The sequence below is a fragment of the Sinorhizobium fredii USDA 205 genome, assembly GCF_001461695.1.
Lineage (GTDB): Bacteria > Pseudomonadota > Alphaproteobacteria > Rhizobiales > Rhizobiaceae > Sinorhizobium > Sinorhizobium fredii.
Genome location: NZ_AUTC01000146.1, coordinates 298,826 through 319,223, shown reverse-complemented (window position 1 = coordinate 319,223; position 20,398 = coordinate 298,826). Strand labels below are relative to the sequence as shown.

Here is a 20,398-nt window from a genome sequence, read left to right as displayed (position 1 = left end):
TCCTCTCCCAAATTCGATTTTCACCTTTTTGCGACTTGACAGGACAAACGTCAAGCTGTTTGTTTTGAGGCAACTTCACGGCGACGCGCTTTAGACGCCGTTTTCGCCACAAATGAAAATATTTTCATACGATCGACGGGAGGCGGTCTATGATGGACAATTCCCCGGTTGCGGCAGTGTCTCTTGATCCGACCTATGAGGTCTTAAAGGGCGAGACGATCACCGCCTGGATCGTCTCCGATCTGAGCGGCAGAGACTTCCCCGGCATCGCGGCGCCGGCGGAAGACCGCGTCAACTATCGCTTCATCAACGGCTTCGTCGATGTCGGCGACCTGCCCTGCCGCAAAGCCTTCTGGGCCGAGATGGTCGGCCGGGCGATCGAGCCGGACGGCGACTGGCCGGCCGCGCATCTGAACCTGCCGGGCTCCAACCGCCGCGTCGAATTCACCGGCTTCTGGCATGTGCCGACCCATATCCGCCGCTGGCTGAAGGGCACCTTCCGCACCGATGCGCCGCGCCGGCTTCACCTGAGGCTTCGAACTTGCGGCGGCGTCCGCATTTGGGTGAACGGCGTGGAGCAGGTTCGTTTCGAGCCGTTCCGCCGCAATGTCGAAAGCACCTCCGACGTGACGCTCGATCTTGCAGCCGGCGAAAACGAGATCCTGCTTCACACGGAGGATCTCGCCGAAAGGGACACAATCTGGTTCTTCGAACTCGAGCTCTTGGATGAGGCCCCGCTGACGGTCGTCCTGCCGGTCCCCCTCGACGGCGATGAAGTCAGCCGTCTTGCCGCGCTCGTGCGCGACGTCCGGCCGAGCCGCGATGTCTTCGTCGGTTCGGCGCTCGAGCTTGTCTTCGACGCCCCGCCCGAAGTTGACCTGCCGGTGCTCGTCGAGGTCGTGAGCCACGGCCATGATCGGGCCGTTCTGGCGCGGGTGGCGGCAACGCTCGGCGCGGCCGAGACGCGGCTTGCCATCCCCGAAACGCTCGGCATTCCGGACGGCTATCACGGTGTGCGGCTGACGATCGGATCCGGTGCAGGCACCGTCACCCGGGTCATCGACGCCGCCTTCCTCAGCCGGCTTTCGCCGGCCCCAACAGCCGGGATCATCGCAGAGCGAAAGCAGGCCGCCCTCGATTTCAGCGCCGCTCACGGCGCCGAACGCATCGGCCGGGCCCTCGCCATGGTTGCTGCCGGCAGCGCCGACCGGGCAACGATCGACCGCCTCATCGCAGCGACGCTGCGATCGATCGACCGTCGCGAGGATTGCTCCGACTTCGTCATGGTGCCGCTACTCTGGCTGGTGCGCGCCTATGGAGACCGCCTTGGCCCGGAGACCGTCGAGAAGATCCGGTCATCAGTCCTCGGCTACCGCTACTGGGTGGACGAACCCGGCAACGACGTCATGTGGTTCTGGAGCGAGAACCATGTGCTGTGCTTCCATGCGAGCCAATTGCTGGCCGGTGAGTCCCTGCCGGATGCCGTGTTCGAGGCTTCCGGACGGAGCGGACGCGAGCAGGCGGCGCTCGCCAGGGCACGCCTTCACCGATGGTTCGACAGCGTCGAGGCGCACGGGCTGGCGGAATGGAACTCGGCCGCCTACTACCCGATCGACTTTATCGGCCTTCTGGCGCTCGAACATTGGGCGGAGCCGGAGCTTGCGGGCCGCGCCCGGCATCAGCTCGACCTGATCTTCGAAATGATCGCGCTCCATACGCTTGTCGGCGTGCCGGCGGGCTCGCAGGGGCGGGCCTATGACAAGGAACTGCGGGCCGGGCCGCTGACCGAGCTCGCGCCTTTCGCGGCGGTCGCCTTCGGCGAGGGATGGCTGAACGGTGGCGTCGCCTCTTTGCCGATGTTCTGCTGCTCGAACTATGTCCCGCCGGCCCATCTCTCGCGGCTGGCGCGGCTGGAGCCCGGTCGCGCCATCGAGGCCCGCTATGCGCAGGGGCTGGATGAAGGCAAGCTCATTCTCTTCAAGAACGAGGCGGCACAGCTTTCGACCGTCGTCGACCACAAGACTGGCCGGAAGGGACACCAGCAGCATGTCATGGACATCCGCCTTGCGGGCCACCCGATGGCCCGGCTCTGGGTGAACCATCCGGGCGAGGACGACCCCTGGGGCAGCCAGCGGCCCTCCTACTGGGCGGGCAGCGGCATCCTGCCGCGCGTCGCCCAGCTCCGCGACCTTGCGCTGGTGATCTTCGACACGCAGGATCATCGCAACGGCTGGACGCACGCCTATCTCGGCCGGGACGGGCTCGACGAGATCCTCGTCGAGGACAACTGGCTGATCGTCCGCTCTGGCGCCGGCTTCGCCGCCCTTCACGCCACCAACGGCATCACCATGGTCACGACGGGTGCCACCGCCGGACGGGAGGCCCGCTCCGAGGGGCGCCTCTGCGGCTGGATTGGCGCGATCGGATGCGGCAACGACAGCGATTTCCAGCGCTTCCGCGAGCGGATTCTCTCGACTGTCGTAGGCTTCGACCACGAGCGGCGCCTGCTCTCGGCCACCCCTCCGGGACGCCCGGAGTTACGGCTTTCCTATGACGGCGCCTTCTCACTCGGCGGGGAAGCTCTGGCCTTCGAGCACACACAACCAAAGGCCGAAATCACCTTCGACAGCACGGGTCTCGCCGATAGGGCGGACCGTCTCTTCTATTCATGAGTGGGCCATGCAGATGAACCAGATCAGCATCGAGCGATCGACGCTCAAGACCAAGATCGACAAGGTCGCCGCCGCCTTCAGTCGGCTAAAGGGCATCAAGGAGGGCCTCGTCGGGGCCGAGCATGCCGGCGGCATCCAGTTCGACGAATGGGATTGGGAAGTCGGCGTCGGTCTCTATGGCTTCCTGCGCCGGGCGCTGGCCACGGATGATCGCAAGGCAATCGACGATCTCGTCGCCTGGTATGCCTGGCAGATCGACCGCGGCCTGCCGCCGCGCCAGATCAACAGTTCGTCGCCGATGCTGCCGCTGGTCATCCTGACCGAGCATGTCGATCGGCCCGACTTCCGCGCCCTTGTCGAGGACTGGGCCGACTGGCTCGTTCACAAGCTGCCCAAGACCGAGGACGGCGGCTTCCAGCACGTCGTCAAGGAGCGGCTGAACGATGGCGAGCTCTGGGACGACACGCTCTTCATGGCCTGCCTGTTCCTCGCCCGCGCCGGGGTGATCTGCGATCGCCGCGACTGGATCGACGAGGCGGTCTACCAGTTCATGGTACACACGCGCTATCTCTCCGATCCGGCCACCGGACTCTGGTATCACGGCTGGACCTTTAACGGCCGCCACAACTTCGCCAGGGCCTTCTGGGCGCGCGGCAATGCCTGGATCACCGTCGCGATCCCCGAGCTCTTCGAGCTGGTGCCCTCGCTCAACCCGAGCGACAAGCGGTTCCTGGCCAATGTGCTTGCCAGCCAGGTCCGCGCCCTGAAACGTCATCAGCGCGACGACGGCATGTTCCACACGCTCGTCAACGACCCTACCTCGCCTGTCGAGACCTCCGCCACCGCGGGCATCGCCTACGGCATCCTGCGCGGCATCGAAGCCGGCATCCTGAAACAGGAAGACCGGGCTCACGCCGATCGCGCCCTGATGGCGGTGCTTGGCCAGATCGACGCGGAAGGCGTCGTCCAGGGCGTCTCGGACGGAACCCCGATGGGCCACGACCTCGACTTCTACCGGCGCATTCCCAACCTGCCGACCCCTTACGGCCAGGCGCTGACCATGCTGCTGCTGATCGATGTCCTTCTCGAGGAGGACGCAAAGTCGTGACGACGCCGCAGCAGTTCAGCATAGAAGCGACCGGCCGCAACGCGACTGCAGAGATCCAGTCGGCGATCGACGCGGCGTCCGCCCGCGGCGGCGGCCGTGTGTCGCTACTGGCCGGCGAACACGTGGCGGGCGGGCTGCTGCTGAAGAGCGGCGTCGAACTGCATCTGGCCGAAGGCGCCCTGCTTCGCCCCATCCCCGATTATGAAGCCTATCGCGACACGACCGTCGGCGTCATCGCCGAAAAGTCCAACAGGGGCATGATCGTCGCCCGGAACGGCGACAACGTGCGGATCACCGGCCCGGGACGGATCGAGGCGGGTGGCGAACATTTCATCGCCGGCGACGACCCGACCGTCGGCACTTTCGTCCCATCGGAGTTCCGCCCCCGCGTAGTCGTCTTCGAGGGCTGCCGGACCGTCGCGCTCGACGGGTTTCAGGTAACGGGCTCGCCGATGTGGACCCTGCATCTGGCTGATTGCGAGGACATCGTGATCCGCAATGTCACGATCACCAACGACCGGCGGCTGCCGAACACCGACGGGATGGTGCTCGACGCCTGCCGTCGCGTGCTGATCGAGGATTGCGCCATCTCCACGGCCGATGACGGCATCTGCCTGAAGACGAGCGCGGGGCCGGACAGCAAGGCGATCGGGGTGTGCGAGAATATAACCGTCCGCCGCTGCACGGTCTCGAGCCTGAGCTGCGCGCTGAAACTGGGAACGGAATCTCATGGCGATTTCGACAATGTCGTCTTCGAGGATTGCAAAGTCAGCGACTCCAACCGCGGGCTCGGGCTGTTCTCGCGCGACGGCGGCCACATGCGAAACGTCCGCTTCTCGCGCGTCGAGGTCGATTGCCATGAAACGCCGGACGGCTTCTGGGGCTCCGGCGAGGCGCTGACGGTGACAGTGGTCGATCGCCGCCCGGAGCGCCACGCGGGTGCCGTCGAGAACCTGATCGTGGAGGAGATCACCGGCCGCATGGAGGGAGCGATCAACCTCGTCTCCACCTCCGAAGCAGGCATCCACAATGTCGCGCTCCGGGGCATCAGGCTTTCCCAGGAGCCCGGGGCGCTCGGCACCGGCCTTCGCTATGATCTGAGGCCGACCTTTGCCGACATCGCCCTGAGCACCGAGGCGGAGGGGCGTGCCAATGCCTGGACGCGCGGCGCCGACGGTCGGATCGTCGGGCTTCCCGACTACCCCGGCGGGATGCCGGCGGTCTTTCTGAAAGGCGTCGAGGGGCTGACCGCGCAGGACGTGGCGGTCAAGCGTCCGGCGCCTCTGCCGGAAGGCTGGAATGCAAAGGATATCGTCGAAGAGACGAATTGACGGCGCGGCGCGGCGCGGTTTCCGCCCGCATCCCGCTCCAACTTATCAGACTCGATCACGTCCATGATTTTCGGGCAAAGGCCCAAACCATGGTGATCTACCGGGAGCAGGCGATGGGAGATCTCAAGCTTAAGAACCTCAACAAGTCGTTCGGCGCGGTTGACGTCCTGCACGACGTGAACCTTCAGATCGACAATGGCGAGTTCGTCGTCTTCGTCGGGCCGTCGGGCTGCGGCAAGTCGACCCTGTTGCGCATCATCGCCGGTCTCGAGGACGTCACTTCCGGAGCGATCGCCATCGGCGGGCGGGATGTCAGCGCGTTGTCGCCGGCGGAGCGAAAGATCGCCATGGTCTTCCAGTCCTACGCCCTCTATCCGCACATGAGTGTGCGCAAGAACCTCGCATTCGGCCTTGAGAACCTGAAGTTCAAGCGGGCCGAGATCGACGCGCGGATCACCGAGGCCGCCCGGATGCTGGCCATCGAGCCCTATCTCGACCGCCGGCCGAAGCAGCTTTCCGGCGGGCAGCGTCAGCGCGTGGCGATCGGCCGGGCGATCGTGCGCGACCCCGACATCTTCCTTTTCGACGAGCCGCTCTCCAACCTCGACGCGGCGCTGCGCGTCCAGACGCGTGCCGAGATCACCAAGCTGCATCGCGAGATGCAAACGACGATGATCTATGTCACCCACGACCAAGTCGAGGCGATGACCATGGCCGACAAGATCGTCGTGCTCAGGGCCGGACGCATCGAGCAGGTGGGAACGCCGCTGGAGCTCTTCGACCATCCGCGCAACCTCTTCGTCGCGGGCTTCCTCGGCTCGCCGCGCATGAACATCCTGAAAGGCAGGATCGTGATCGGCGACGATGGCGGCGCTCTGGTGGACGTCGGCTACGGCACTTTGCTGCGGAGTGACGTCGATCCCGCCACCGTCACCTCAGGACAGGAGGTTCTTGCCGGCGTCCGGCCCGCGCATTTCGGCCTTTCCGACGGCGAAGGCCTGCCCTTCGAGGTCCAGTACCATGAGAGCCTCGGCACCGAGACCTACGTCTACGGCAACCTCCAGGGACAATCCGAACAGGTCATCGTCCACCAGGCCGGCCATTTCGCGCCCGCGCCAGGCGCCATCCTGAAGATTGTGCCGCTTGAAGGCCGCCTGCATGTCTTCGATCCGGCAAGCGAGCTGGCGCTCGCCCGCGCCGGGCACGGGAGGGCCTGAAGATGGCCAGGGCGACAGGATTCGCGGACCGCGCGCTCGACCTCGTCATGGCGCTCTTCGAAGCGCCGATCAACGCCGTCGAACGGCTGATCGGCAAAGGGGGGATGCCCTATGTCTTCCTCGCACCGAACTTGGTGCTCTTCGGCATCTTCACCTTCCTGCCGATCGCCATCGCCATCGGCTACGCCTTTACCGGCGGCACCGAGCTCTTAATCTCCAACCGCCCCTTCGTCGGCCTCGACAATTTCCGCAAGCTGATGACCTGCGACAGCTATCTCGTGCCGGGAAGCTGCGAGGAATCGCTCTTCTGGACGGCGATCTGGAACACGCTCTGGTTCGTCGGCTTCAATGTCGCCGCCACGCTCCTGGTCGCCCTCGTCACGGCGCTGATCCTCAATCGGGCGATCGCCGCACGCGGCTTCTTCCGGGCGATGTTCTTCTATCCGGTCCTGCTGTCGCCCGTCGTCATCGGCCTGATCTGGAAATGGTTCCTCGATCGCAATGGGCTGCTCAATGTCTTCCTGCAGATGCTCGGCGTGCCGCCGGAAATTTTCCTTCTCGACGTCGGCTGGTCCCGATTTTTCGTCGTCGTGGTCTCCGTCTGGTTCCACATGGGCTTCTATACGCTCATCCTGCTCGCCGGACTGCAGGCAATCCCCAAGGACCTTTACGAGGCGGCGGCGATCGACGCCGCCACGCCGTCGCGCACCCTGTTCCGCATCACCCTGCCGCTGCTCGGCCCGAACCTGCTCGTCGTCTTGATCCTCCTGATGATCCGCTCGGTGCAGATCTTCGATGAGGCCTGGGTGCTGACCAATGGCGGCGGTCCGGGCACGGCCAATACGTTCCTCGTCCAGTATATTTACCAGATGGCCTTTGCCGGCGACCTCCGGCTGTTCGGGCTCGCCTCGGCCGCCTCCGTCCTGATGGGACTGGTGCTTCTGGTGCTCACCCTGGCGCAGCTGCGCCTCGGCAAGAAGGTGGAGTCCTGATCATGTCCGCCAATGTCAGTGCCATCGGCTTTTTTACCCGCACCCGGCGCGCCGGCCGGATCGACATCACCGACGTCCTCTCCTGGCTGTGGCTGATCGGCGGCACGCTCGCCGTGCTCGTCCCGGTCCTCTGGGCCGGAATGTCCTCGCTCAAACCCGAGGCGGAGATCACCCGCTTCCCGCCGACGCTGCTGCCGCGGGCGGCCGTGCAGATGGAGGTCCAGGGCTTCGACAAGCCCCTGAGCCTCTGGAACGTGACCGTCGATGGCGAGACCCGCGAAATGGCGATGGTCCGCCGCATCGGGCTCAAGGCGCAGATGGTCGATCCTGAAAATCCCGGGACGCCCGTCAGCGTCGACACCAGGACCATTTCTCCGGTCCAGCGACTGACGGTCGCGACCGAGAACTACACGGATCCGCTGACCCGCTTCAGCTTCCTGACCTTCCTCAAGAACTCGGTCTTCGTCACCTTCATCGCGACGCTCCTGACGCTGATCGTCAACGCGCTCGCGGCCTTCGCCCTGTCGAAATATCGCTTCCGCGGCGACAAGACGATCTTCGTGCTGATCATCTCGACGATGATGATCCCGCTCACGGTGGTGATGGTGCCGGCCTATCTCGTCATCGTCGGCGTCGGCCTCGTCGACAATCTCTGGGGGGTTATCATCCCGACGGTCGCCTCGCCGACCGGCGTGTTCCTGCTCAGGCAATACATGCTCACCATTCCGGACGAGCTGATCGAAGCGGCGCGGGTCGATGCGGCAAGCGAGTTCCGCATCTTCTGGCGCATCGTCCTGCCGCTGACCGCCCCGGCGCTCGCCGTTCTGGCGATCTTCTCGGTGCTCTGGCGGTGGAACGACTTCCTCTGGCCGTTGATCGTCTTGAGCAGCCGCGAGAACTTCACCCTGCAGGTCGGCCTCAACGCCTTCCAGGGCGAGTTCTCTGTGCAATGGCACTATATTCTGGCGATGACCTTCCTGAGCCTCGTCCCGGTGACGCTGGTGTTCCTCTTCCTGCAGCGCTACATCACCACCGGCATTGCCGGCACGGGGATGAAGTAGGGGCTTCTTGAAGCGGCTCGAGTCCGATGAGAAGGGGTGCCGCGCTGCGCGCCTCCGAGGATACGTGACTTTTCCGCCCTACCTCCGCGGCGGCGCGATACTGCCCCTCAGGATCACTCGGCAACCGAGCTCGAGCCGATGCGCCGGGCGCAGCGGGTCGTTGGCGATCAGGCGTTGCTCGAGCAGCGAAAGGGCGGCGGCGCCCAGGCGGTCGGCCGGCATCTGGATGGTGCTGAGCGGCGGCGTGCTGAACTCGCCCGGCACGATGTCGTCGAAGCCGAGCACCGAAATATCCTCCGGCACGCGGATGCCAGCCGCGGCAAGCGCCTCCAGGCAGCCGAGCGCCAGGTTATCGGCCGCACAGAAGATTGCCGTGGCGCCCCTGAGCCTGCCGTCCGCTTTCAGAAGGGAACGGATCACCTGCTCGCCATGGCGCGGCTCGTAGCTTTCCGCGACCACGACCATGTTCTCCGGTGCCGGCAGGCCGGCAACCAGATGGGCATCGACATAGCCGTCGTAGCGCCGGCGGATCGTCGTGCGCCCCTGCCATGTCAGGTGCAGGATGCGGCGGTGGCCGAGAGAGAGCAGATGCTCGGTGCCGAGCCGCGCGCCGAAACGGTTTTCGACCGTCACCGTGTCGACCAGCATCGAGGGATCCTCGCCATTGAGGATGACCATCGGCTTTTCGAGCATGGAAAGCGCCCGGATGAGTTCCGGCCGGTCGTCGTTCAGGACGAGGATGCCATCGACGTTCTCGTCAACGGCCGCCTGGTGAACCTCGGCGGGATCGAGGCGGGTGCTGGCGCTGACGAAAGGGACGATGCGGATCCCCCGCCTCTCGCATTCGCGCCGCACGCCGTTGAGGATCGTCCAGCTCACCATGTTGAGGTCGCTCTGCGGCGCCGCATCACTCGTCAAGGCAAGCAGAACGACGCGCACGGTGGCGATCGTCGCTTTTTTCCGCCGGTTTTCGAGATAGCCGAGCCGACGGGCGGATTCGAGCACCCGCTCGCGCACCTCGACGGTCAGCGGCGCGGTACCGTTCAGGGCGTGCGACGCCGTGCTGAGCGAGACCCCTGCCTCGCGCGCGACGTCCTTCAGATTGGTTTTTCGATCCACGATCCGATCCGTCCACCGTGCTGGCTGCTGCGTGATTCGCGTGATCCGAGCCGACCCATGGAACGATGCAGCAATAAGTGCTGCATCGACCCAAATGCGCCCGACCCCACGCACGGCGCTGCAGAGGCAGCCTCTGCACAAAACTCAAACCATACCAGCGCGGCAATCCGCAAGCCTAAAAGCGTTGGCGTTCAACGGGATCAACGACCTGTTTTCCGCAGCGGCGCCCTTTCTGGTCGCGATGCCGTCGGTGAACCGCTTCAGGCAAAACCCGCTTTGAGGCCTGTTGACACGCCTACTCGCAAGTGAGAACATAACATGAACAAATCCGGAGGCTTCAATGACCCACACGGAGCAAGTCATCGAGCGTGCAATGGCCGCGGTCGCCGCGGCCCGCCGTCAGCGAGAGCGGGATCAGGAACGGCGGCGGCAAACATTCGGACATATTCAGTTGGGTCTTCCCCTGCCCACGCTGAAGCACGGCGTGCAGCTTTCGCTGCAACTGGACAAGCGCCCGCCGCCGCACGGTAGAAAAAGTCCGAGCTAGGGTCAGAGGTCTAGGCCGTGCGCGTTCGCCCGAAGGCCCGCAACAGCAGGTTCACCGAGACCGCCACCTTGTCGATGTCCGGGACGTCCTGGGAATAGTTGCCGGTGTAGAGCTTGATGATCATCTTGTCGCGCTCGAAACCGCGCAAGTCGAAATGGAGATGCAGGTAATAGCGCCGCCTGTCGCCGGAACGGCTGATGTCGCCGCGCCGCTGCGTCACCTGCTTCAGTTCCGTCTGAAGCGGCGGGAAGCCATCGAGATTGAGGGTGACGCGCGTCGACTTGAACCGTGTTTCGGTCGGCACCGCCACGACCGCCTTGTCGAGCGAAAGGCTGACCAGGCGCGCCGCGCCGCCATCGACCTCCGCGGCTTCATCGAGCTTGAAGGACTGGAGGAGGCGGCGCGGCTTCTCGAAGCAGATCAGCGAGGCGATGACGAGCACGACGATGTTGATGCCCGACCAGAGCGCCGCGACCGTCGAGAACGACCCCTCGATATGCGCGGTCTCCGGGACGATGTTGATCAGCAATCCCGCCGCCGTGACGACGATGAAAGCGGCAATCCAAATAAACGTATAGGCATCGAACAGGTTTTCCTCATTGCCGCTGCCCTTCGGGGTCACCTTGAAGGGTTTGCCGAACGGCCGCATCAGGCTCGAAAGCACCGTCGGCAGCATGCGAAAGGTCGCGAACGTCCCGACGGCGGTGGAGACCAGGGGCAGGTATCGGGTGGGCGCCAGCCAGAGCATCAGCAGGAAATAGGCGGTCAGCAGCGGCACCTGGTTCGAAACATAGTCGGCGACATTAGTGAAATAGAGCGGCAGCGCGCCGAACCAGAGATAGACGATCGGAACAAGGAGCACGGCGAAGCGGACCAGGTATTGCACCAGCCAGGACATCGGCAGGAACATAACCCTCTGGAAGAGGGAGAGGCCCGGCCCGCGCAAGGGACCGTTATGCAGGTAGAGCGTCTGGATTCCGCCCTGGCACCAGCGTTCGCGCTGGACGAAATAGCCGGTCAGGTTCTCGGCTGCCAGGCCCATCGACAGCCGTTCGTTCAGATAGCGGGTCTTGTAACCCTTGTTGAGCATCGAAAGCGTCGTCAGCAGGTCTTCGGTGATCGACTCGGTCGGGAAGCCGCCGATCGTATCGACCGCCGCGCGGCGCGCGATCGAGCAGGAGCCGCAGCAGAAACTCACATCCCAGCCGTCGCGGCTCGGTGCGATCTCGTCGAAGAACAGGCGCTGCTCATCCGGCCAGATATTTTCGAGGCCTAGATTGGATTGCACCGGATCGACGTTGAAGAAATGCTGCGGCGTCTGCACGATGCCGATGGTCTCGTCCTGGAAGAACGGCAAGGTCCGCTTGAGGAAATGGCGATATGGCACGAAGTCCGCGTCGAAGACGGCGACGAAGTCGCCGGAGCTGACCCGCAAGCCATTGTTCATGTTGCCGGCCTTGGCATGGGCGTTGTCGCTGCGCGTCACATGGACGGCGCCCCGCCCCTCGCAGAAGGTCTTGAGCCAGTCGCGCCGCCCGTCGTCGAGCACATAGACCGCAAGCTTGTCCTTCGGATAGTCGAGCGCCAGCGCCCCGACGATCGTTCGTTCCAGCACGTCAAGAGGTTCGTTGTAGGTCGGTATGAAAATGTCGACGCTTGGCAGCGCGCTTTCCGGCCGCGCGAAGAACCTCAACGCGAGTTGGTCCACCTCGGCGCTGCGGTCGACAGAGCGGCTCATCAGGATGAGGAACAGCACGACCTCGGAAAAGGCGAGGAGCTCGACGGCGAACACGAACCAGACCCAATAGAAATTGGCGCCGTCATTCGGATAGGGCAGAACGGTTTCGGTGAGGCGCCAGACCATGTAGCGCAGCGCCACGACCGCCACGAAAGCACAGGTGATCGCCCGCGCCCAGCTTCTACGACGCGACCAATTGGATGGCCCGAGCAGGAAGAAGGCGATGACCAGGAGGGTCGGCGCCAGTGCTAGAAGAGATTGAACCACAGGCTTTCAAACCACTGTGTAAGACGGATATTGCGTTTCGAGAAGCGCACCTGCGCCGTTCGCCCCACCTGGCAGAAATTGGCGGAGTCGGTGTTGAGCGCCGACGGCGTCAGCGCGACGCGGATTCGTGCATTGCGCTCGTTGGTTTGCGGCTCGTTGGCGGCAAGCGAGTCTTTCTCGACGACCGCGGAGCTGCCTTTGACCGCCTGGACCCGGCCCTTGAAGACCTCTGCCCGACCGAACAGCCGGACCTCCGCCTCGCGGCCGGGATAGATCTCGTCGTAGTCGACCTCGGGAACGAGAATATCGACGAACAGTTCACGGCAGTCGAGGATGCGCATCATCTCGTTGTTCAGGATGACATTCGAGCCGCCGACGATGTTCCGGCTCCAAACGACGCCGCTGAATGGCGAAGGAACCGTGGCCTGCTCGAGATTGCGGACACGCTTGTCCTCCTCGATCACCTGCTGCTCGGTCTGACTGGCCCGCGTCTCGTTCTCTGCTATTCGGGTGTTGAGATCGTTGATACGAACGATCACGTCGTCCTGGCGCTGCCGGGAATAAGGCACATCGTTCTGGCCATCGCCCATGACGAAAATGCCCTGGCGGAGCGCATCGAGGCGTTGCTGCAGCAAGTCGACGGTGAGGTTGCTGATCTCGACCTCGCCGCCCGTTGCAGCGCCGGCGGCCTCGGCCGCCTCCACCATCTTGCGCGTGAAGATCCCCTTCGACTCCAGTTCCTGCCGGCGGTCGAGGTCGACCTTGGCCACCACGTCCTGGGCGCGCGACACCTCGACGCGTTTCTCGAGAATCCGCAGTTGCCGTTCGAGGCTGGCGATGGTCGCGCTCTGGAAGACGCCCAGCCGTTGTGCAAGCTCGTCGCGCAGCAGGGCGAGTTCGTCCCGCTCCCGTCGCAGGGCCGCGACGCGCTCGCGCGCGGTGCCCTGCTCTGCGCGAAGCGATGCGAGGATGGAGCGGTTGACGCGCTCGTTGCGGATGATCGCGATGGTTTCGCCTTCCGTCACCGGCGTGCCGATTCGCGGCGGAGGCTTGGCGATCTCGCCATCGATCGGCGCATTGATGACGGCAAAGCGGGCGTTGACCGTGCCATCCAGGCTGGTATAGCCGGTCAACCCGGGCAGCAGGACGGCGATGGCAAGCGCCAGGAGCAGAATGCCGATCGAGATACGCGTAATACGATGATTGAGGATCACCTTGGCCGTCCCTGCTCGTTGTCCAGCGAAACTCATCCATGCTGACACGCATCAGAATTTACCGTCATTCAGCGTTGAACAACCCTCAATATTGCAGGCTTCGGCAGTGCGAACATAAAAAAGCCAAGCTTTAACCCCGCAAAACCGAGCGTTTTTCGATGGGGCGGGCCGACGGAGGCACCTTCAGAAAACGGTTGCTCATCGAACGCCCGGCATTGACCGGGAAAATGGCCGCGATAACTTCTGGACGAAGGGTTGAATTGAGCGACAATACTGAATGGGGACAATGCGATACTGCCGCCGTTTGCGGCACCCTTCAAACGAGCGCAAATAGAACGGCAACGGAGGCCGGCATGCCTGACACGGATGCGACGAAGTCTGCCTCATCTTCCGCCGAGAGCGACTTTCTCGCCCATACCGACGAGCTCGTCTCCCTTTACGACGAGAGCTTCCATCTCGTCGATTGTACGGCGAAGCACAGGAAAGCCTATGCGGTCGACACGCTGGTGGAGACGACCCTTTGGCACGTCTACCCGGAATTGCTGGCACCAAAGACCAAGACCGCGGTCGATTACGTCGTGGCGAACGGTATTCCGCGCAGCATCGAGATCACCGACGCGAGAGGCCGCGTCCACCGCACACTGGTGGTCTTTCGCACCGCGCACGGCATCGGCGTCGCGGAAGCGGAAAGCGACTCCACCTGCCGCGAGACGTCCAGCCAGAGCGAGAGCGACCGCGCGCTCCTGCTTCACCAGGCAACCCATGACGTGTTGACCGGACTGCCGAACCGTCGGCAGTTCAGCGATCAGTTGCGGGCCACGCTGCCGGTGCCGAGCGGGGCGAAACTGGCGCTCATGCAGATCGACCTCGACGACTTCAAACCGATCAACGATACGCTCGGGCACGGCGCCGGCGACACCGTTCTCAAGATGGCGGCAGAGCGGATAAAGGGCGTATTGCGGGAGCGCGAGGTTGCCTATCGGCTGGCCGGCGACGAATTCGCCGTCATTCAATGGAAATTCGACCAGCCGAGGGAGGCGGAGCGCCTCGCCGAGGCAATCGTCAACGCCTTCAAGGATCCGTTCACCGTCGACGGCATCAACCTGTTCGTGGGAGCGAGCGTCGGCATCGCCATCGCACCTGCGGATGGCAACGAAATCGAGCAATTGATGAAAGCCGCTGACATCGCCCTCTATGCGGCGAAGAAGGATGGCCGGGGCCGGGCACGGACATTCACCCGCTCGATGCTGATCGTGCTCGAGCAGCGCGAAATGCTGCGTCGCAGCCTGCGCTCGGCCCTTCAGGAGGGACAGTTCTTCATCGAATACCAGCCCTTCGTGAAGCCGCGCGCCTCGGTGGTTGGCTTCGAAGCGCTGTTGCGCTGGCGCCATCCGCTGGTCGGCATCATCCCGCCGAGCGTGTTCATTCCGATGGCCGAGGCCGACGGTCTCATGAGCGAGATCGGCCAGTGGATGCTGGAGCAGGCCTGCCGGGCCGCGATGACCTGGCCGTCCCATTTCACCGTCGCGGTCAACCTGTCGCCGGCGGAGTTCCTGCGCGAGGGCCTTACGGATCGCGTCGCCCAGATCCTCGACCTGACCGGCATCCGCGCCGACCGGCTCGAACTGGAAATCACCGAGTCGGTGCTGCTCGAGCGCACCACCAACAATCTCGATACGCTCAACACCTTGAGCTTGCTGGGTGTCCAGATTTCCCTCGATGATTTCGGCACCTACTATTCGTCGCTGAGCTACCTGAAGAACTTCCCGTTCGACACGATCAAGATCGACCAGTATTTCATCAAGGATCTTGAGCACGACGAGAAGAGCCAGACGATCGTCCGGTCGATCATCGCGCTCTCCCACGGTCTTGGCATGGACGTCACCGCCGAGGGCGTCGAAACTGAAGGACAGGCCGCCTGGCTTCAGAAGGAGGGCTGCGACCGGCTGCAGGGCTATTTCCTGGGCTTCCCGCTCCCGGCAGCCGCGATCGGCGATTTCCTGCGCAAGTCGGCGGCCGTGCCCATGGCGGGGGCTCTCAGGACCTGACGGCTTGAAACGGCCAGAGAGTTCTGGCCAACGCAGCCGGTCGGCTATAGTCATGGGAGCGAGCGAATCAGGACTCGCTCATGTAGTCGGAGAAAGCAGTATGAACGCAGCCCAAAGGCAGCCAGCGGAAATGAAGTACGAGCCGCTGCTCCAGTTCGAGATGGAGATGGGGACCTTCCTGTCCGATTGGCAGCATTGCGATCAGTTGTCGACCTACATGGCGCGGATGATCAGTCATAATCGGACGGATCCCCTGCGGCACTCGAATTTTTTCTCCTCTGCCCTCAACGAGCTCCTGGAGGTATCGTTTCGCGGCGGCTCGCCGGAGGGTCGCATCGGCTGCGCTGTCTATCGGCAAGGTCCCAAGGAGCGCGTGAAGCTCTCCTTCCCATGCCCGCCCGGCCATCAACAATTCTTCCGCGAAGCGGTCGCGAGAACTCACAGGAACGACGCATACGCCCGTTATCTGGACGCTCTTTCCTCCGACCTTGGACCAAGCCGGGAGGTCGTCCTCCTGGACCTGGCGATCAATTTTGATGCCGAGATTCGTCTCGAAGAAGAAGCCCCGCCGTCGATCACCATCATTGTGGATCTCCCCCTTGAAGGAATAGTGAGTTGAGTACGGCAATGCTTGCAGCGCCCTTCCAGGCGGAGTTCGACGCCAACAGCCAGGAGTTCTCCTTTGCCGGTGTCATCCGGCCGCGCTCCGTCGACGAGATCGCTCACAGCATTTCGATGTTCAGGAACGCCATCGACGAGGCACGCGGCGTCCTCTACATCAACGTGAAGCGCCTCGCGCAGATGAACAATACGGCCTTCCACGCCTTTTCGCGCGTGGTTCTGGACGCCTGCCGCACGCGTTCCGATATCCGCTTCGTCGTCGTCACATCGAGCGTCGTCGGCTGGACCGAACGGATGTTTCGGCATCTCGGCAAGATCGAACCGCAGATCAGGGTCGAGGTCTACGATTCGAAATTCTATCCAGGCCAGAGCTTCGTCGAGGACACCAGCTTCATTCCGATCCTGCGCACGCAAACCAAGATGACGTGGCGCCACGAGCGCAAGATCCTGCCGCGTCACGGCATGCGCCCGGGGATCGTCATGGCCGACATCTGCTGCGGCATCGGCGATTTCGCCGTGCTGGTGCGCAAGGAATTCCAGCCGGCACGCATCGTGGCCCTCGACCACTCCAAGGCAAGCCTTGCCTATGCCCGCGACGTAGCGAAGAATTTCGGCATCTCGGATATCGAATACTCCTATGGGGACGCATCCGAGATGCTGCTCGAGGACAATCAGTTCGACCTGGTGACCTGTCGCCACTCGCTGCAGATCTTCAACCAGCCCGACCTGCTGTTGAAGGAGCTCTATCGGATCTGCAAGCCGGGCGGACGCGTGTACATCACCAACGAGAAGAATTCGCACTGCCTTGGCGAGCCGCGAGCGCAGAGCATTCAATGGACCTATAACGAGGTTGCCAAGCTGTTCAGCCATTTCGAGATGGATGTGGAACTCGGGCCGAAGAGCCGCCGCTATCTCGCCGATGCGGGATTTGACGACATCCTCGTCGAATCCTTCATGGTCACCAATCACGACGGGGACCCGCAGGACTTCGCCGATGTCATTACCGCCTGGGAGAATGTATATGCCGGCGAGATGGCCGTGAAGCGTGGCGATCCTGCGGAATTCATCGAGCGCTTCCGCCAGGGCTTCCGCGATCACATCTTCGCAGCCCTCCACCCCAAGGGCTACGCTGGCTGGCCGATCTGGGCAGCATCCGGGCGCAAGCCGCTATGAAGCCGTTCGACCAAGGGACCACCCGCCTCGGTTTGCGCTCCTTCCGCGCCAAGTTCATCCTTGTCGTCGGCGGCGCCGTGCTCTTCGACCTGCTCGTGACCGGGGGACTGGCCCTCTTCAATGTGCAACGCCTGTCCCGCGATGCCACGACAGAGGTCGGCCAGGGCCTGGAGAAGGCGAACCAGGACTATATCCGCTCCTATGCGGAAACGACCGCCGCTCGCGTCAACCTGCTTCTCAACCAGGTGCACTCCGACGTCGGCACGCTTGCCGGCGTACTCCAGGCGCAGATCGACCGTCCCGTTAGAGAGTCGCAAATCGGCGAGGCAATGGCACGCGGCGCCCCCGGCACCGTGACCGTCACCTATGACGAAAAAGGCGGATGGGCCCAGAACCGCCCCGGTCCGCTGTCGGTCGTCAGCGTCTGGGGATATCTGCTCGATGCCAACCACGTCCCCTTGCCCGAGGTTCAGACGGACATCGAGAACAGCGCGGTCCTCGACCTGGTCGCTCCAAGCCTCTTGGCCAACGGTCAATCGAAGCTGCAGATGTACTATATCGGCCCGAAGGAGCGGCCGATCTTTCGGACCGCCCCCTACACGGATCAGGCCCAGACCTTTGACCGGCTTTATCCGGGCCATAACCAGGCCGAGTTCTGGCCGTTTTTCTTTCCGGGTCTTTACGATTCGTGGGAGCAGTGGGCAAAGAACCCCGCGTCCCGCCCGGTGAATAGCGACATTACCCAGACGGCGCCCTATACGGATGCGATCACCGGCAAGCTGATCGTCAGCTTCTTCCAGCCCTTATGGTCGCGCGACCGCGACCGGGTTGCGGGTGCCGCCGGCGCCGATATCACCCTCGACCAGTTGGCAGAGATCGTCGAGAACGTCCGGGTCGCCGACAATGGTTTCGGCTTCCTCACCATGTCGGACGGCAATGTAGTCGCCATCAACCCGGTCGGCGAAAAGGTGATCGGCCTTCAGTCATCGAGCGACACCAGCGGCGGGGGCGTGACGGGTCTCGATCGCTCGCTGCGCAACAGCGCGCAGGCCGCAATCGCCAAGTTGCCGCTGGACCAGGACGGCCTGTTGCAGCATGTCCTGCTCGATGAAAACGGCGAGAAGGTCCCCTACCTCGTCGTCCTGAAACAGCTGCAGCCGTCGAACCTGTGGGTCTCCGGCCCCGTTCGTCGTGAGTCCATGTTGCTCGGCGTCGTCGTGCCGGAGCGGGAGATCTATGCCTCGCTCTTCGCCGCGCAGGCCGGCATCACGGAAGCGACCAACAGGATCCTGATTTACCAGGTCCTGGCGCTGCTCGTGTCGCTGCTTTTCGTCACTTCGGCGGTGTTCGCCATATCGAAGCGCATCACCGGCGGCATCAGCGCGCTCGCCGACGCGGCCCGGCGCATCCAGACCAAGGACTATTCCGTCCGGGTGGATATTCCGACACGCGACGAGGTGGGCGAAGCGGGCGCCGCCTTCAACCGCATGGCCGAGCAGATCAGCTACCACACCGAGAACCTGGAGCAGCTCGTCGAAGACCGGACGAAGGAGATCGAAGAGGCAAACCTGCAGATCTCGGCGCTCAACGAGCAATTGCGCAGCGAGAACCTGCGCCTCGGCGCCGAACTGGCCGTCGCCCGCCGCATCCAGATGATGGTCCTGCCGAAGGCCGGTGAACTCGAGGAAATTCCCGCCGTCGAGATTGCCGCCTACATGCGGCCCGCCGACGAAGTCGGTGGCGACTATTACGACGTGCTAAGGGACGGAGAGCGGCTGAAGATCGGCATCGGCGACGTGACCGGCCACGGCCTGGAAAGCGGCGTGCTGATGCTGATGGTTCAATCAGTGGCGCGGGCGTTGCAGGAGGCGGGCGACATGGACCCGTCGCAGTTCCTCAACCGGGTGAATCGCGCCCTTTACAAGAACATCGTCAGAACCAACGCAAACAAGCATCTCTCCCTTTCCTTCCTCGACTATGACGGCAGCCGTCTGATGCTTTCGGGCCAGCACGAGGAACTCATCGTCGTCAGGAGCGGCGGGTGCGTCGAACGGATCGACACACTCGACCTCGGCCTGCCGATTGGCTTGGAGCCCGATATTTCGCCCTTCGTGGCGACGCAGGAGATTGCCTTCGCCCAGGGCGACATGATCATCCTCCACACGGATGGCGTGACCGAGGCAGAGGGACTGGACGGCGAGCTCTTCGGAATAGAGAGGCTTTGCGAAAGCGCGCGTCGTCGCCATGGCCAGAGCGCCGAGGAAGTCAAAGCAGGAATTATCGAGGATCTGATGGCGCATATCGGCACACAGAAGATCCACGATGATATAACAGTCGTAGTGATGAGACACAGGTAGGCGGATGACGACCTTATATGGAATGTCAGACTTGGCCATCGGTACCGGCGAAAACGTGACCACGCTTCGTCTGTTCGAAGGCCCGCTCGACTTGAGCTGGAAGCACTGCGCGATGACCTCGGATTTCGTCGCCGAGTTCGTCGCCTTGCGCTATCGGACATCCCGCAACCTCTACAAGGAGGTACGGCACAATGTCGGCTATCTGACGAACGAGCTCATCGAAAATGCGGTGAAGTTCCGAGCCTCCGGCGAAATCGTCGTCGAGGCCGCGGTCGGGTCCAATGCCTTTCGCGCCAAGGTCTCCAATTTCGTCGACAAGGAAACGGCGCAGCGCTTCCAGCATCTGCTTTCCGAGATCACCACGGGGGATCCGGGCGAGCTTCTGATACAGCGGATTGAAGAGAATGCATCGGGCGACAGCCCCAGCGGCTCGGGACTTGGCCTGCTGACACTCATGAGCGATTATGGCGCTCATTTTGCCTGGGTTTTCGGATCCGGCGAACAGGGGAGCCGGATCCCTCTGGAGACCTACGCTTCGATCACAGTCCCCGAACCCTCGAATTGATGGGCAACGAAGAACATGGAAATCAAGGAAGAAGAGTATCGCGTCTGGTCGGAGGACAGGGACATATACTTCGACGGCATCATGCGGCTGCCGAGCACGGAAGCCTACGCCCCTATATATTCCTTGGTGATGAGCCTGCTCGAAACCGAACCGGACCGTCTGACGGTCGACGTCACCGGTCTGCAGTTTCTAAATTCCTCCGGCATCAACCTGCTTGCCAAGCTGACGATCGAGGCGCGCAAGCGGCCCAACATTCAATTCACCGTGCGCGGAAGCTCGGAGTTTCCCTGGCAATCCAAGTCGCTGCCGAACCTCAAGAAGCTGCACCCGGGAGTTGATCTCAGGCTCGGCTGAAAAACCGGCGGAGC

General features: G+C 63.3%; 16 protein-coding genes. 13 read left to right on the top strand and 3 right to left on the bottom strand.

Annotated elements, in window-relative coordinates; genetic code table 11:
- Positions 1-152 precede the first annotated feature (152 nt).
- The 6 genes from N181_RS19800 (at position 153) to N181_RS19775 (ending at position 8,381) form a co-directional block, all read left to right on the top strand.
- On the top strand, positions 153-2,672 hold the full coding sequence (locus N181_RS19800) for a hypothetical protein (RefSeq protein ID WP_037428902.1): 2,520 nt from the start codon (positions 153-155) through the stop codon (positions 2,670-2,672).
- Positions 2,673-2,685: 13 nt separating this feature from the next.
- Complete coding sequence (bglB, locus tag N181_RS19795; RefSeq protein WP_037428899.1) at positions 2,686-3,780, top strand: beta-galactosidase BglB; 1,095 nt, start codon at positions 2,686-2,688, stop codon at positions 3,778-3,780.
- The gene (pglB, locus tag N181_RS19790; RefSeq protein WP_037434829.1) at positions 3,777-5,111 is read left to right on the top strand and encodes a polygalacturonase PglB; all 1,335 of its coding nucleotides are present in this window, start codon (positions 3,777-3,779) and stop codon (positions 5,109-5,111) included. The genes bglB and pglB overlap by 4 nt, the downstream gene beginning before the upstream one ends.
- A 113-nt stretch (positions 5,112-5,224) precedes the next feature.
- Positions 5,225-6,328 carry an ABC transporter ATP-binding protein gene (locus N181_RS19785; protein ID WP_037428891.1) on the top strand — a complete coding sequence of 368 codons (1,104 nt, stop codon included), beginning with the start codon at positions 5,225-5,227 and terminating at the stop codon, positions 6,326-6,328.
- 2 nt (positions 6,329-6,330) lie between these two features.
- Entirely contained in the window at positions 6,331-7,320 is a 990-nt protein-coding gene (locus tag N181_RS19780) for a carbohydrate ABC transporter permease (protein WP_037428883.1), read from the top strand.
- 2 nt (positions 7,321-7,322) lie between these two features.
- Complete coding sequence (locus N181_RS19775) at positions 7,323-8,381, top strand: carbohydrate ABC transporter permease (protein WP_037393184.1); 1,059 nt, start codon at positions 7,323-7,325, stop codon at positions 8,379-8,381.
- Positions 8,382-8,459: 78 nt separating this feature from the next.
- Here the strand turns inward: N181_RS19775 and N181_RS19770 are convergent, their stop codons facing one another.
- Positions 8,460-9,500, bottom strand: coding sequence for a LacI family DNA-binding transcriptional regulator (locus N181_RS19770; protein ID WP_037393186.1), 1,041 nt, complete (start codon positions 9,498-9,500; stop codon positions 8,460-8,462).
- A gap of 340 nt (positions 9,501-9,840) precedes the next feature.
- Between N181_RS19770 and N181_RS32040 the strand changes: the two genes are divergently transcribed.
- Positions 9,841-10,047, top strand: coding sequence for a hypothetical protein (locus tag N181_RS32040; RefSeq protein WP_080577324.1), 207 nt, complete (start codon positions 9,841-9,843; stop codon positions 10,045-10,047).
- 10 nt (positions 10,048-10,057) lie between these two features.
- Here the strand turns inward: N181_RS32040 and N181_RS19765 are convergent, their stop codons facing one another.
- On the bottom strand, positions 10,058-12,052 hold the full coding sequence (locus N181_RS19765) for a glycosyltransferase (protein WP_037428880.1): 1,995 nt from the start codon (positions 12,050-12,052) through the stop codon (positions 10,058-10,060).
- On the bottom strand, positions 12,034-13,266 hold the full coding sequence (locus N181_RS19760; protein ID WP_037428878.1) for an HlyD family secretion protein: 1,233 nt from the start codon (positions 13,264-13,266) through the stop codon (positions 12,034-12,036). Before N181_RS19760 ends, N181_RS19765 begins: the two co-directional genes overlap by 19 nt.
- 353 nt (positions 13,267-13,619) lie before the next feature.
- On the opposite strand from N181_RS19760, the gene N181_RS19755 reads away from it, so the two are divergent.
- The 6 genes from N181_RS19755 (at position 13,620) to N181_RS19730 (ending at position 20,384) form a co-directional block, all read left to right on the top strand.
- Positions 13,620-15,314 (top strand): putative bifunctional diguanylate cyclase/phosphodiesterase, encoded by a 1,695-nt coding sequence (locus tag N181_RS19755; protein ID WP_037428875.1) that lies wholly within the window; start codon positions 13,620-13,622, stop codon positions 15,312-15,314.
- A 100-nt stretch (positions 15,315-15,414) separates the two neighbouring features.
- The gene (locus N181_RS19750) at positions 15,415-15,933 is read left to right on the top strand and encodes a hypothetical protein (RefSeq protein ID WP_014331560.1); all 519 of its coding nucleotides are present in this window, start codon (positions 15,415-15,417) and stop codon (positions 15,931-15,933) included.
- Positions 15,930-17,108, top strand: a complete 1,179-nt coding sequence (locus N181_RS19745; RefSeq protein ID WP_037393192.1) for a class I SAM-dependent methyltransferase — start codon at positions 15,930-15,932, stop codon at positions 17,106-17,108. The genes N181_RS19750 and N181_RS19745 overlap by 4 nt, the downstream gene beginning before the upstream one ends.
- Positions 17,105-19,465: a SpoIIE family protein phosphatase gene (locus N181_RS19740; protein WP_037428874.1), complete on the top strand. Its 2,361-nt coding sequence runs from the start codon at positions 17,105-17,107 to the stop codon at positions 19,463-19,465. The genes N181_RS19745 and N181_RS19740 overlap by 4 nt, the downstream gene beginning before the upstream one ends.
- A 4-nt stretch (positions 19,466-19,469) precedes the next feature.
- Positions 19,470-20,030, top strand: coding sequence for a slr1658 superfamily regulator (locus tag N181_RS19735; RefSeq protein WP_037393195.1), 561 nt, complete (start codon positions 19,470-19,472; stop codon positions 20,028-20,030).
- Between the two features lie 15 nt (positions 20,031-20,045).
- Positions 20,046-20,384, top strand: coding sequence for a slr1659 superfamily regulator (locus tag N181_RS19730; RefSeq protein WP_037393197.1), 339 nt, complete (start codon positions 20,046-20,048; stop codon positions 20,382-20,384).
- The last annotated feature ends 14 nt before the right edge of the window (positions 20,385-20,398 follow it).

Bases quoted from the DNA above. Each gene is read 5' to 3' on its own strand.
- N181_RS19750 (WP_014331560.1), top strand. From the start codon at position 15,415: ATGAACGCAGCCCAAAGGCAGCCAGCGGAAATGAAGTACGAGCCGCTG.
- N181_RS19730 (WP_037393197.1), top strand. From the start codon at position 20,046: ATGGAAATCAAGGAAGAAGAGTATCGCGTCTGGTCGGAGGACAGGGAC.
- N181_RS19780 (WP_037428883.1), top strand. From the start codon at position 6,331: ATGGCCAGGGCGACAGGATTCGCGGACCGCGCGCTCGACCTCGTCATG.
- N181_RS19735 (WP_037393195.1), top strand. From the start codon at position 19,470: ATGACGACCTTATATGGAATGTCAGACTTGGCCATCGGTACCGGCGAA.
- N181_RS19755 (WP_037428875.1), top strand. From the start codon at position 13,620: ATGCCTGACACGGATGCGACGAAGTCTGCCTCATCTTCCGCCGAGAGC.
- N181_RS19775 (WP_037393184.1), top strand. From the start codon at position 7,323: ATGTCCGCCAATGTCAGTGCCATCGGCTTTTTTACCCGCACCCGGCGC.
- N181_RS32040 (WP_080577324.1), top strand. From the start codon at position 9,841: ATGACCCACACGGAGCAAGTCATCGAGCGTGCAATGGCCGCGGTCGCC.
- N181_RS19785 (WP_037428891.1), top strand. From the start codon at position 5,225: ATGGGAGATCTCAAGCTTAAGAACCTCAACAAGTCGTTCGGCGCGGTT.
- N181_RS19740 (WP_037428874.1), top strand. From the start codon at position 17,105: ATGAAGCCGTTCGACCAAGGGACCACCCGCCTCGGTTTGCGCTCCTTC.
- N181_RS19800 (WP_037428902.1), top strand. From the start codon at position 153: ATGGACAATTCCCCGGTTGCGGCAGTGTCTCTTGATCCGACCTATGAG.
- bglB (WP_037428899.1), top strand. From the start codon at position 2,686: ATGAACCAGATCAGCATCGAGCGATCGACGCTCAAGACCAAGATCGAC.